The sequence below is a fragment of the uncultured Porticoccus sp. genome, from assembly GCF_913061305.1.
Lineage (GTDB): Bacteria > Pseudomonadota > Gammaproteobacteria > Pseudomonadales > Porticoccaceae > Porticoccus.
The window spans coordinates 285,122-297,704 of record NZ_CAJXST010000003.1; the positions used below are offsets into that span (position 1 = coordinate 285,122).

12 protein-coding genes are annotated in these 12,583 nt (G+C 53.1%); 9 read left to right on the forward strand and 3 right to left on the reverse strand.

What is annotated here, in order from left to right:
• Positions 1–64: 64 nt before the first annotated feature.
• On the reverse strand, positions 65–2,344 hold the full coding sequence (metE, locus tag QZ516_RS05130) for a 5-methyltetrahydropteroyltriglutamate--homocysteine S-methyltransferase (protein ID WP_297187131.1): 2,280 nt from the start codon (positions 2,342–2,344) through the stop codon (positions 65–67).
• A gap of 112 nt (positions 2,345–2,456) precedes the next feature.
• Between metE and QZ516_RS05135 the strand changes: the two genes are divergently transcribed.
• The 9 genes from QZ516_RS05135 (at position 2,457) to QZ516_RS05175 (ending at position 9,159) form a co-directional block, all read left to right on the forward strand.
• Complete coding sequence (locus QZ516_RS05135) at positions 2,457–3,365, forward strand: LysR family transcriptional regulator (RefSeq protein ID WP_297187133.1); 909 nt, start codon at positions 2,457–2,459, stop codon at positions 3,363–3,365.
• A 224-nt stretch (positions 3,366–3,589) separates the two neighbouring features.
• Entirely contained in the window at positions 3,590–4,840 is a 1,251-nt protein-coding gene (locus QZ516_RS05140; RefSeq protein WP_297187135.1) for an RNA polymerase sigma factor, read from the forward strand.
• A 96-nt stretch (positions 4,841–4,936) separates the two neighbouring features.
• Positions 4,937–5,344 (forward strand): glyoxalase/bleomycin resistance/extradiol dioxygenase family protein, encoded by a 408-nt coding sequence (locus QZ516_RS05145; RefSeq protein ID WP_297187137.1) that lies wholly within the window; start codon positions 4,937–4,939, stop codon positions 5,342–5,344.
• Positions 5,345–5,442: 98 nt separating this feature from the next.
• Positions 5,443–5,814 (forward strand): DUF1428 domain-containing protein, encoded by a 372-nt coding sequence (locus QZ516_RS05150; protein WP_297187139.1) that lies wholly within the window; start codon positions 5,443–5,445, stop codon positions 5,812–5,814.
• A gap of 38 nt (positions 5,815–5,852) precedes the next feature.
• Complete coding sequence (locus tag QZ516_RS05155) at positions 5,853–6,647, forward strand: VOC family protein (RefSeq protein ID WP_297187142.1); 795 nt, start codon at positions 5,853–5,855, stop codon at positions 6,645–6,647.
• 55 nt (positions 6,648–6,702) lie between these two features.
• Complete coding sequence (locus tag QZ516_RS05160; RefSeq protein WP_297187145.1) at positions 6,703–7,071, forward strand: YciI family protein; 369 nt, start codon at positions 6,703–6,705, stop codon at positions 7,069–7,071.
• Between the two features lie 44 nt (positions 7,072–7,115).
• The gene (locus QZ516_RS05165; protein WP_297187148.1) at positions 7,116–7,574 is read left to right on the forward strand and encodes an SRPBCC family protein; all 459 of its coding nucleotides are present in this window, start codon (positions 7,116–7,118) and stop codon (positions 7,572–7,574) included.
• Between the two features lie 513 nt (positions 7,575–8,087).
• On the forward strand, positions 8,088–8,555 hold the full coding sequence (locus tag QZ516_RS05170; protein WP_297187151.1) for a YhfG family protein: 468 nt from the start codon (positions 8,088–8,090) through the stop codon (positions 8,553–8,555).
• 1 nt (position 8,556) lies between these two features.
• Entirely contained in the window at positions 8,557–9,159 is a 603-nt protein-coding gene (locus QZ516_RS05175) for a putative adenosine monophosphate-protein transferase Fic (protein WP_297187154.1), read from the forward strand.
• 251 nt (positions 9,160–9,410) lie between these two features.
• Here QZ516_RS05175 and guaA read toward each other — a convergent pair whose 3' ends face one another.
• Both guaA and guaB read right to left on the reverse strand, forming a co-directional pair.
• Positions 9,411–10,985: a glutamine-hydrolyzing GMP synthase gene (gene guaA, locus QZ516_RS05180; RefSeq protein ID WP_297187157.1), complete on the reverse strand. Its 1,575-nt coding sequence runs from the start codon at positions 10,983–10,985 to the stop codon at positions 9,411–9,413.
• Between the two features lie 73 nt (positions 10,986–11,058).
• Positions 11,059–12,528 (reverse strand): IMP dehydrogenase, encoded by a 1,470-nt coding sequence (guaB, locus tag QZ516_RS05185; RefSeq protein WP_297187160.1) that lies wholly within the window; start codon positions 12,526–12,528, stop codon positions 11,059–11,061.
• Positions 12,529–12,583: the final 55 nt, after the last annotated feature.

A 12,583-nucleotide genomic window follows, 5' to 3' on the forward strand; every position in this document is an offset into this window, starting at 1 on the left:
CATTGATAGCGCCTCCAAGTAGTATCCCGGCCCTGGGCCGGGATTATGAGGTCATTGAAATCGGTTAACCGGCATTTTTGCGAAGCGTCTTGGCCGCCGACACCATGTTTTGCAACGCCGGGATAACTTCCTCCCACTGGCGGGTTTTGAGTCCGCAATCGGGATTGACCCACAGCCGTTCGGCCGGAATACGTTCCGCTGCCTTCGTCATTAACTTCACCGCCTGTTCGACCGAGGGGATATTGGGTGAGTGGATATCGTATACACCGGGGCCAATTTCGTTCGGGTACTCAAACTCCTCGAACACGTTCAGTAGCTCCATATCCGAGCGCGAGGTTTCAATCGTAATCACGTCGGCGTCCATGTGGGCGATGGCTTCGATGATGTCGTTAAACTCGGAATAGCACATATGGGTGTGAATCTGGGTTTCATCAGCGACACCATTGGCCGCAATTCGGAAGGACTCCACTGCCCAGTCGAGATAGCTCTGCCACGCTGATTTACGCAGTGGCAGGCCTTCACGCAACGCGGCTTCGTCAATCTGGATAATGTTGACACCGGCGGCCTCCAGATCCAACACTTCCTGGCGAACCGCCAGAGCCAGTTGCAGGCAGGACTCACTGCGCGGCTGGTCGTCACGCACGAAGGACCAGTTGAGAATCGTGACCGGTCCGGTCAGCATGCCTTTCATCGGTTTGTCGGTGAGCGACTGGGCGTATTGGATCCATTCAACGGTCATCGCTTTGGGTCGACTGATATCGCCGAACAGAATCGGCGGCTTGACACAGCGCGAGCCGTAGGACTGCACCCAGCCGAACTGACTGAATGCATAACCTTCCAACTGCTCGCCAAAGTATTCCACCATGTCATTGCGCTCGGCCTCGCCATGTACCAGCACGTCCAGCCCCAGCTTTTCCTGTTCACTCACGGCGTGTTCAATCTCGGCCCTCATGGTTGCGGTGTATTGTTCCGCAGACATTTCCTGTTTCTTCAGGGCCAAGCGCGCTTTGCGGATATCCGGCGTCTGTGGGAAGGAGCCAATGGTCGTCGTCGGATACAGGGGCAACTTCAGGTGCGCGCGCTGTTTGGCAATGCGCTCAACATAGGGGCTCTGACGTTGGCCCAACTCGGCGGTTATATTTTTTACAGTCGCTTTGACTTGTGGATTGTGTACCCGCTCAGAATTTTTACGGCTGTCGACAGCCACCTTGTTGGCGGCCAGTTCATCACCAACTGCTGCACGACCTTGGTTGATCGCCTTGCCCAGCACCGAGAGCTCCGCCAGCTTCTGTTTGGCAAAGGCCAACCAGCTGCGGATATCGGTATCGAGCTTCTGTTCACTGTCCAGATCCACCGGCACATGCAACAGCGAGCAGGACGGCGCGATCCACAGACGCTCACCAAGTTTTTGGGCGACCGGTTCCAGCCAGTCGAGGGTGGCATTCAGGTCGGTCTTCCAGATGTTGCGGCCATTGATCGCACCCACCGACAACACCTTGTACTCCGGCAACCAGTCCAGTACGACTCTCAATTCATCACGACCACGCACGGCATCCACATGCAGCCCGTCCACAGGGAGGTTACAGGCGAGTCGGAGATTCTCTTTCAACGTGCCGAAATAGGTGGCCAGCAGCAGTTTGACACGGCTGGACCTCAGAACATGATAGGCAGTTTCAAACGCACGTTGCCAATCCTCGTCCAATTCAGTCACCAGGGCGGGTTCATCTATCTGCACCCATTCAGCGCCGGCGTCAGCCAGTTTGTCCAGCAACTGTCCGTACACCGGCAACAATTTAGACAGTAGGTCCAAGCGGTTGGAAGTATCTTTTTCCTTGCTCAGCCACAAATAGGTCACCGGGCCAATAATCACCGGCTTGGCTTTAACCCCTGCGGCCTGCGCTTCAGCCAGCTGACTCAGGATGCGTTCGGCATTCAGTGAGAACGTGGTATTCGCAGTAACTTCTGGGACAATGTAGTGGTAGTTAGTGTCAAACCATTTGGTCATCTCGCCGGCGTGGATACAGTTGCAGTCCGTATCATTGGCAGAGCGGCCACGGGCCACGCGGAAATAATTGTCCAGTTCGCTACCCTCCAGGCCCTCTACCCGGTCGGGCAGATTGCCGAGGGTAAAGCTCATATCCAGCACCTGATCATAGAGGGAGAAATCGCCTACCGGCACCCAGTCCAGTGCCTGCTGAGCCTGCCAGTTGTGAGTGCGAAGTTGTTTTGCCGTGCCCAGTAATTCTGCGTCGGAAGCCTGGCCTTTCCAGAACGTCTCCAGGGCAAATTTCAGTTCGCGCCTTGCGCCAATACGGGGGAATCCAAGATTGTGAATCAAAGCCATCGTGCTACCTGTGTAATCCGTTGATGAATAATGGTGGGGAGCATAGGCGACTTAACAAATGAATAAAAATGGTATATTTTCAATAATCCATTAACATTATTCATGTGAAGATATGCTAGAACGTATTCATTTAGCGGTGATTCAGGCAGTTGATCAGCACGGTTCTCTGACGGCTGCTGCGCGACGCCTTCACCTCACGCAGTCGGCGCTGAGCCACACCATACGGAAGTTAGAGCACAATCTCGGCACCGCCATCTGGCTGCGAGAGGGTCGCAGCCTGCGCCTGACACAGACGGGGGAGTATTTGCTAAGCATCGCCAACCGTGTGCTGCCACAACTCGAACATGCCGAAAGCAAGCTCAAACAAATGGTCCAGGGCGAGCGCGGTACACTGCGTATCGGTATGGAATGCCACCCTTGCTATCAGTGGCTACTGAAGGTGGTGTCCCCCTTTCTGGAGCACTGGCCGGATGTGGATGTGGACGTGAAGCAAAAGTTCCAGTTCGGCGGCGTAGGTGCCCTGCTCGGCTATGAAATCGACTTACTGGTCACGCCGGACCCTTTCTATAAAACCGGACTACGATTCGATCCTGTATTCGACTACGAGCAGGTACTGGTGGTCCCCGACCACCACCCTCTGGCGGCACGAAGCTATCTCAATGCGGAAGACCTGCGCAACCAGGTTCTGCTGACCTACCCTGTACCACCGGATCGACTGGATATCTATATGCAATTTCTCAACCCCGCCGGCGTGGTGCCTAAACGCCACAAAACCATCGAGACCACTGATATCATGCTGCAAATGGTGGCCAGTGGCCGCGGCGTAGCCGCCCTACCACGCTGGCTGGCGGAAGAGTACAGCACCAGACTGCCTCTGAAAGCCGTTCGTTTGGGTCGCAAGGGCATTGCCAAGCAGATTTATCTGGGGTCCCGTGAAAGCGACGGCGATATCGAATACCTCAATGCATTCATTCAGTTGGCACGTAGCCATGAACACCCGGCAGCGGGGACCCACCGCTGAGCCATCATTGATCGACGCCTGGGTCGCTTCGACAAATCAGCCTGCATTAGCATCAGAATGACCCTACCCATTGATGCTGGTCGTGCGAGTTACGACCCTATTTCTCGGGCAAGGCTAACTGTTTTATTGAGAACAAATCGCTGTGACGATACGTTAGATTAGGGCACTGGGAATACAGTGCGACCCTATCTAGACCATGGTTGCCACGAATTATACACTGCATCATGCCTCCCCCACTTTCCATTGAACAACGTATTGCAGCGATCTATCGCAACGAATCCGGTCGAGTGCTGGCCACGCTGATTCGTCTGCTGCAGGGCAATTTTGATCTCGCCGAAGATGCCCTGCAAGATGCTTTTATGGCAGCGCTATCGCAATGGCCACGCGATGGCATTCCCGACAACCCACGGGCATGGCTGGTGTCCACTGGCCGCTTCAAGGCCATCGACCGATTGCGCAAACACGTGCGCCAGGACAGCTACCTGGAAGAACTGGCCCAAACCCTGGAAAACGCAACACAAACCCAGCCACTGGAAGACGACGACACCATCGAAGATGATCGTCTGCGGCTGATTTTTACCTGCTGTCACCCCAGCCTGGCGATGGAAGCCCGCGTCGCGCTAACCTTGAGGGAAGTCTGCAGCCTGACCACCGAGGCCATCGCCGCAGCGTTTCTGGTGCCGGTGCCGACGCTGGCCCAGCGCATCGTACGTGCGAAAAATAAAATCCGCAATGCGGGTATTCCCTACCAAGTGCCGGAACCGGAAGCTTTACCGGAGCGTCTGGAAGCCGTACTGCCGGTTATTTACCTGGTTTTCAATGAAGGCTACTCGGCATCCAGTGGTGCGCAGATCACCCAGCATGATTTGTCGGCGGAAGCCATTCGGCTGGGCCGGCTACTGCAAATTTTATTGCCTGACGCCGAAGTCATCGGCCTGCTGGCTCTAATGCTATTGCACGATGCCAGACGCGGAGGACGCACAAGCGCCAATGGTGATTTAATTCCTCTGGAAGAGCAGGATCGCATGCTGTGGAACCACGCCCAGATACGCGAAGGTTGTGATCTGGTAGTACAGGCCCTGCAGTCTGGCCCACCCGGTGTATATACCCTGCAAGCGGCCATTGCCGCTGTCCATGCCGAAGCGCCAACGGCTGAGGCTACCGACTGGGCAGAAATCACCGGACTCTACGATGTTCTGCTGGGCATCAACCCTTCCCCAATCGTGGAGCTCAACCGCGCCGTTGCCCTGGCCATGCGTGACGGCCCGGAGGCCGGATTGCAAGCCATTGACAAGCTGAGGGATCACAAAGACTTACAGCGCTACCATCTTCTGCACGCCGCCCGGGCCGACTTGTTCCGACGTCTCGGTCAATCGCAGGACGCCATCCGTTGCTATCAACAGGCGTTGGACCTGGTAAAACAGGAACCAGAGCGGCACTTTCTGCAACAGCGTTTGGCCTCGCTACAACAATAAATAAAAAAATTTTGAGACTGTCGAAATCGCGATCTGATTATCGACTATTGGGTGACAGTACCTTATCAATACGCCAGTAGTCAGGAGAATCAAACAATGGCAGCTATGATTTTTGTTAACTTGCCTGTCACCAATCTCAACGCATCGATGGCCTTTTACCAGGCGCTCGGCTTTGAGAACAATCCCCAATTCACCGATGACACCGCCGCCTGCATGGTGTGGAGTGAAGCGATAAATGTCATGTTACTCACCCATGATAAATGGCGCCAGTTCACCGACCGAGCGATTCCTCCGGCCAACGTCAGCGAAGTGATGCTGGCCTTATCGCTGGATAACCGAGAAGCCGTCGACACCATGAACGTAGCGACCGCAGACAACGGCGGCACCGCCGACATCAATCCTGTACAGGATTTGGGATTTATGTACAGCCGGGCCATGGCGGATCCCGATGGCCACATATGGGAAGCGATATGGATGGACCCGGCAACAATGCCTACCGAATAGACAACGATTGTTGAAAAACCATTTTCAAGCCTGTCGATTTTCGGCGGGAGTCAACGACTGGTAGATAGCACCACTCATCACAACAGAGGATCTGAACCGTGAGCTACATCGACGGATTTATTCTTGCCGTACCCAAGGCCAACAAAGAAAAATTCAGCCAACACGCGGAGGTTGCCGATGCCGTTTTTATCGAATGGGGCGCCACCCGCATTTTCGAATGCTGGGAGGACGACGTGCCCGATGGCAAGGTCACCGACTTTCGCCGGGCAGTGCAGGCCAAAGAAGACGAAGCCGTGGTATTTTCCTGGATCGAGTGGCCCGATAAAGCCACCCGCGATGCCGGGATGGAAAAAATAATGGCGGCCATGGACAGCGACCCACGCCTCAATCCCGAGAAAAACCCCATGCCCTTTGATGGCATGCGGATGATCTTTGGTGGCTTTGCGCCAGTGGTCGCGCTCGGAAAATAATCACACACTATCCACCGAGAGGAAACAGGGAGAGCATCATGTCCAACCAACATGGCGAGTTTATCTGGTACGAATTATTAACTGACAATAGCGATGCAGCGCTGAAGTTTTACAGCGCAATTCTTGGCTGGCAATGTACTGACAGCGGTCAACCCGGTATGGACTACCGCATTCTTCACACCCGGGATGAGAACACCGGAGAACCACACGATATCGGCGGTCTGATGCAACTGACAGACGAAATGTGCCAAGCCGGTGCCAGGCCTGTATGGCTGGGCTATATCGGCGTCGAGGATGTGGATCAGACGGTCGCCAATATCGTCGCAGCAGGGGGTAATGAGCAAATGTCCCCAACTGATATTCCCGATGTAGGCCGGATCGCCCTGGTCACCGATCCCCAGGATATCCCTTTCTACGTGATGCGGGGACTCAGCAATCAAACCAGTTTGGCCTTTGCCTCAGACAAGCCCCGCGTCGGTCACTGTGCCTGGAATGAACTGATAACCACCGACCCCGAAGCAGCGAAAGCATTTTATTTCAAAGAATTTGGCTGGACTAAAGACGGCGAGATGGACATGGGACCCATGGGCAATTACGAATTTATCCGACATAACGGGGTTATCGGCGCCATCATGCCCAAACCCGAGGAGATACCGATACCGATGTGGCACTACTACTTCCGTTGCGCCGATATAGACACCACTTTCAACGCCATCATCGCCAATGGCGGACAAATCCTGCACGGCCCCGATGAAATTCCCGGCGGTGACTTTATCCTCAAGGGCTTCGATCCACAGGGAGCACTATTTGCCCTGGTTGGTGCAAGAAAATAGTGGTCATAAGAAAGTAACTGCTTCAAAAAATGACGGTAATGCGAGGAACGACAGTATGAAATACCTATGTTTGGTCTATTACGACGAAAAGAAAATACAGCAACTTTCCCAACAGGAGTGGGATAGCCTAAATCGAGAGTGCATGGAATGCGTGGAGGGGTTAACCCAAGGCGGTCACTTTCTCGATGGCGCGCCACTATTATCCACCGAAACTGCGACCACCCTGCGCGTACGCGACAACAAACCACTGATTACCGATGGTCCCTTCGCAGAAACGAAAGAGCAACTGGCCGGTTTTTATATGCTGGAAGCCCGGGATATGAATGAAGCCATACGCCTGGCGGAAAAAATTCCACCGGCGCGTTATGGCTGCGTGGAAATTCGTCCGGTGCGGGAGTTAATGGAACAGGACAACCGTCGCTAATGTTTGACAGATTAACGTTTTTAACGAATCCATAGGAGATTACCATGCCTAATGAAACCGGCACCGTCCGACTACACCGCGTACTGCCAGCCCCTGTGGAGCGAGTCTACCAAGCATTTATCGACAAACAGGCATTGGAATACTGGCTTCCGCCCTACGGTTTTACCGGCACGATCCATGAATTGGATATCCGCGTGGGTGGCGGCTATCGCATGTCTTTCACCAATTTCGGAACGGGCAGCAGTCATTCGTTTACAGTTGAGTATGTCGAACTGGTGCCCAACGAACGCATCCGCCACACAGATCGCTTTGACGATGAAAACCTGGCTGGCGAAATGCAGGTGACCATTGAACTGAGGGCGGTGTCCTGTGGCACCGAGATACAGATTGTCCAGGCAGGCATTCCATCGCTCATTCCCGTCGAAGCCTGTTACCTTGGCTGGCAGGAATCACTGGAGCAACTTGCCAAGCTGGTTGAGCCGGATATTCCAGATAATGGGTAAGAGAAAATAGCAACAGGGCGTACCGGAGTCCATTCCATTAGCGGGCTGTTACTTGGACTGACAAGCGATCCTGAATAATTTAAATCCTATGTTGAATCGCAGTAGTAAATAACAGAAGACAAACAGTGACCAAAGTAATAACCCACATCATGTTTCAAGGCGATGCGAATAAATTCATCCCCAGTGAATACTCTGTGCGCCTGCTCTTCACGAATGGTCTCGATCAGAACAATATACCGATGTAGTGTTGTTATGATCTGGTGAATGTACTTCATAATACGAACAATCCTTGTCGATGACGTGCTATCGCGATCAGTGGCAACGTAGAATTAGATTAAGCACTTTAAACGATCTTGCTGCCACATTCCCACGATGGGGAAGAAAAACCACGCCTCAGAATTTTATTTATATAATTCAATAGAATACAGGTATTCCAATCAGTATAGACATTGGAATATTTGGCTATTGCACGTTATAATGCCTATATAAGCATCTTATATGGAGCGCTTTCACATGAACTACGAAATGGCTGTACTAGCCGCCCTTGTTCAACTGGATAAGCCTACCCGCCCCAAGATCACCGAGGAGACGGGTATCTCTGCCCAACGGGTCAATACCGCGATCAACTACCTCAAAGACCTTCTCAATATCGGTATCTACTGGCATGGCGCTAAGAAAACCGGCTATTACCAAATTGAGTCATGGGGCGCCTTTGAAAGTGGTAAATCCATCCGCCGCAAAGCCTATGCGCTGGATCTGAGCATTTATAAAACGGAGAGAACCTTTGAGTACAACGCTCTGCGTTTTAAGAAGCATTACGCCAACGAGGTGAAGCTACAAAACTACCGACACAGTCTGAAGCTGGAGGGTTTTGATACACCAACCTCTCACCCCTCAACCCGCAGCCCTGAAGAACGTGCGGAACGCCGTGCAGCCTTAAAGAAAAAATACACCAAACCCCAGCTAAGTGCGGCACGCTAGGATGGCGCTGGATAAATATGGCACTGGCGATGATCCCTACTGCTACCCCGGTAGCAATGTATTGCGAAATCTCCTGAATATTGAGGACGATGAAGAACTGGCCGAAGCTGAGGCCGAATTGACTGAGCTAGCTGTTGGAGAAATTGAATTCGACGCTCCCCCGTATGATCTGGACTATTTCCAGTCTCTTCATCGACAGGTCTTTGAGGATGTTTATGAATGGGCAGGTGAACTTCGCAGCATTGATATGTCAAAAGGGACCACGCGCTTTTGCACCTGTAAGCGTATTGAGCCAGAAGCCAACAAATTGTTTCGGCAGCTAGCCGATCAAAACTATTACGATGACTATGAACGGGAGGCCTTCGTTGCAGCCATCGCTGAGTTCTATATTGAGATGAATATGGTTCACCCCTTTCGCGAAGGCAATGGCCGTGCTCAGCGGCTTTTGTCCGAGCACATCATTATCAATGCAGGCTTCGAATTTGATCTTGAAGGTATTACGCAACAAGAGTGGGTAGCAGCTAATATCGCTGGTGTAAGTTGTGACTATGAGCCTATGACTGCGTTGTTTGATCGTTGTATTGGAGCTTCGTTAAACGATTAGTCTCGCGATAACTTATTGATTTATCGATCAAATACCATGATTTAAAAAAGCCCTAAATACATACATAAGGTCTTTAAAATCAATATGCTATGTATTCCCAATACCATGACTCATTTGAAACACTCTTCATGGTATTGAAGCTTGACCTTAACTAGGCCTCAGTCAATACCATGAAAAGTGTCATTAATAATGCAGAATAACTCGTCAAATAGATTTATTTTTTCTTATATATTAATGAGTTAAATTTCCGGCTACTCCCACTCAATTGTCGCCGGAGGCTTGCTAGAAACATCATAAACAACCCTTGATACTCCACTGATTTCATTAATAATTCTATTAGAAACCTGCTCCAGGAGTTGATAGGGCAAATGCGCCCAGCGAGCCGTCATGAAGTCGATAGTTTCCACCGCGCGCAGGGCAATCACCCATTCGTAGCGACGGGCATCGCCCACCACACCCACAGACTTGACCGGCAGGAACACGGCGAACGCCTGGCTGGTTTTGTGGTACCAGTCGGCTTTGTGGAGTTCTTCGATAAAAATGGCATCGGCTTCCCTGAGGATATCGGCGTACTCTTTTTTTACTTCACCGAGAATCCTCACACCCAACCCCGGCCCCGGGAATGGGTGTCGATACACCATGTCGTAGGGCAGCCCCAGTTCCAGTCCGATCTTGCGGACTTCGTCCTTGAACAGTTCCCGCAGGGGTTCTACCAGCGCCATTTTCATGGTCTCGGGCAGGCCTCCTACATTGTGGTGGGATTTGATCACATGGGCCTTGCCGGTCTTGGCCGCCGCCGATTCGATGACATCGGGGTAGATAGTACCCTGGGCCAGCCAGTTAACGTCTTTGAGGGTGGTGGCCTCCACATCGAAAACATCAATGAACGTGTTGCCAATGATTTTGCGCTTTTTCTCCGGGTCAGCCTCCCCCTCCAATTTGCTCAAAAACTGTTCTTCTGCGTCCACACGGATGACTTTCACCCCCATGTTTTTGGCGAACATGTCCATGACCTGATCGCCTTCGTGCTTGCGCAGCAGGCCGTTGTCGACAAAAACACAGGTGAGCTGGTCGCCGATGGCCTTGTGCAACAACGCTGCGACCACGGATGAATCGACGCCTCCTGAAAGTCCCAGCAACACCTTGTCACTGCCGACCTGGGCACGCACCCTGGCAATACTGTCCTCAATAATCTGAGCGGGCGTCCAGAGTGCCTCGCAGCCACAGATATCAAGCACGAAGTGCTCAAACATCCGCATGCCCTGCAGGGTGTGTGTCACCTCCGGGTGAAACTGGACACCATAAAAGTCTTTTTCGGGACAACACATGCCGGCAATGGCGCAGGAACCCGTCGATGCCATAAGCTCGAAACCGGTTGGCAGGGTAACCACTTTATCGCCATGACTCATCCAGACATCAAGCAGTGTGCCCCCGTCATGATCCACATGGTCAGCCACACCCTGGAACAGGCGACTGTTGCCGTGGGTCTTGATCTGGGCATAGCCAAATTCCTGAATGGAGGAGCCTTCCACGGCGCCACCGAGCTGGGCAGCCATGGTCTGCATGCCATAACAGATACCCAGAACCGGGATACCCAGCTCGAAAACCAGCTGGGGAGCCCGGGGCGATTCCACGGCGGTGACCGACTCCGGCCCCCCCGCCAGGATGATGCCTTTCGGACCGAAGGCAATGATCTCGGCTGCATCCATATCCCAGGCGCGGATTTCCGAGTAGACCCCGACTTCGCGTACACGGCGGGCGATCAACTGCGTATATTGGGAGCCGAAATCCAGTATCAGGATTTTGTGAGAATGAATATCTGTCATAGTCAGTTACCAATCTAAAAGGGCTGCTCTAGGCAGCCCTGTCGGGTCGTTTTCAACACACCGGAAACCCGGGCTATTCACGCCGGTAGTTTGGAGCTTCCTTGGTGATGGATACATCGTGCACGTGACTTTCACTCATACCCGCAGAGGTCACCCTGACGAAACTGGGTTTGCTGCGCAGGGTTTCAATATCAACACTACCGGTATAACCCATGGCTGAACGCACGCCGCCCATCAGCTGGTGAATGATCGCCGATAAAGGGCCCTTGTAGGGAACGCGGCCTTCAATGCCCTCAGGCACCAGTTTTTCAGTACCCTGGCTTGCATCCTGAAAATAACGGTCGCTGGAACCGCTGGTCTGGGACATTGCGCCCATGGATCCCATGCCGCGATAGGATTTATAGGTTCGCCCCTGGTATAGCTCAATCTCACCCGGCGCTTCCTCTGTGCCGGCAAACATCGAGCCCATCATGACAGCATGGGCACCGGCGACCAGCGCTTTGGCGATATCGCCTGAAAAACGGATACCCCCGTCGGCAATAACAGGTATCTGATAACTTGCCAATGCTTCAACCACATTGGCGACGGCAGAAATTTGTGGCACACCGATGCCGGTTACAATGCGCGTGGTGCAAATCGAGCCGGGGCCAATACCCACCTTGATACCGTCCGCACCGGCTTTGGCCAGCGCCAAAGCAGCCTCGGCCGTGGCAATATTGCCACCGATCACATCAACCTCAGGGAACTGGGCCTTGATCTGGCGCACCCGGTTGAGAACATTGCGGGAATGGCCGTGGGCGGTGTCGACCACCAACACATCCACGCCCTCCCGAACCAGGGCAATAATACGTTCATCGGTGTCGGCGCTGGTGCCCACGGAGGCCCCTACCCGCAATCTTCCCTGATCATCCTTGCAGGCGTTGGGATATTTTTCGGCCTTGTCGATATCCTTGACGGTAATCAGTCCACGCAGCTCGAAATCGGCGTTTACGACCAATACCTTTTCAATGCGGTGCTTGTGCAGCAGTGCTTTGATCTCGTCTGCGTTGGCCCCTTCCCGCACGGTTACCAGTCGATCCTTGGGCGTCATGATGGCCGATACCGGCAAATCCAGACTGGGTTCAAAGCGAACGTCGCGGCGGGTGACAATGCCCACCAGCTCCCCGTTATCCAGCACCGGCACACCGGAGATATTGTGTTCACGGGTCAGGGACAGCAAGGCACTGACAGGTGCCGAGGCGTCTATGGTAATCGGGTCTTTGACCACACCGCTTTCGAACTTCTTGACGGCGCGCACTTCCAGGGCCTGTTTTTCAATGGACATGCTCTTGTGAATAATACCGATACCACCTTCCTGGGCGAGCGCGATGGAGAGTCGCGCCTCGGTAACGGTATCCATCGCGGCAGAGACGAGCGGAATATTCAGTCCAATGTTCCGCGTCAGGCGGCTTTTAAGAGAAACATCTTTTGCGGTAATGTCGGAATAACCGGGTACCAGCAGTACGTCATCGAAGGTGAGAGCTTCTTCTGCGATTCGCAACATCAGGATGGCTTACCTCGTCAGGGGAGTGGATTTCAGCGCTTGAGCGTCAGACAAT

Bases quoted from the DNA above. Each gene is read 5' to 3' on its own strand.
- metE (WP_297187131.1), bottom strand. From the start codon at position 2,344: ATGGCTTTGATTCACAATCTTGGATTCCCCCGTATTGGCGCAAGGCGC.
- QZ516_RS05135 (WP_297187133.1), top strand. From the start codon at position 2,457: ATGCTAGAACGTATTCATTTAGCGGTGATTCAGGCAGTTGATCAGCAC.
- QZ516_RS05140 (WP_297187135.1), top strand. From the start codon at position 3,590: ATGCCTCCCCCACTTTCCATTGAACAACGTATTGCAGCGATCTATCGC.
- QZ516_RS05145 (WP_297187137.1), top strand. From the start codon at position 4,937: ATGGCAGCTATGATTTTTGTTAACTTGCCTGTCACCAATCTCAACGCA.
- QZ516_RS05155 (WP_297187142.1), top strand. From the start codon at position 5,853: ATGTCCAACCAACATGGCGAGTTTATCTGGTACGAATTATTAACTGAC.
- QZ516_RS05160 (WP_297187145.1), top strand. From the start codon at position 6,703: ATGAAATACCTATGTTTGGTCTATTACGACGAAAAGAAAATACAGCAA.
- QZ516_RS05165 (WP_297187148.1), top strand. From the start codon at position 7,116: ATGCCTAATGAAACCGGCACCGTCCGACTACACCGCGTACTGCCAGCC.
- QZ516_RS05170 (WP_297187151.1), top strand. From the start codon at position 8,088: ATGAACTACGAAATGGCTGTACTAGCCGCCCTTGTTCAACTGGATAAG.
- QZ516_RS05175 (WP_297187154.1), top strand. From the start codon at position 8,557: ATGGCGCTGGATAAATATGGCACTGGCGATGATCCCTACTGCTACCCC.
- guaA (WP_297187157.1), bottom strand. From the start codon at position 10,985: ATGACAGATATTCATTCTCACAAAATCCTGATACTGGATTTCGGCTCC.
- guaB (WP_297187160.1), bottom strand. From the start codon at position 12,528: ATGTTGCGAATCGCAGAAGAAGCTCTCACCTTCGATGACGTACTGCTG.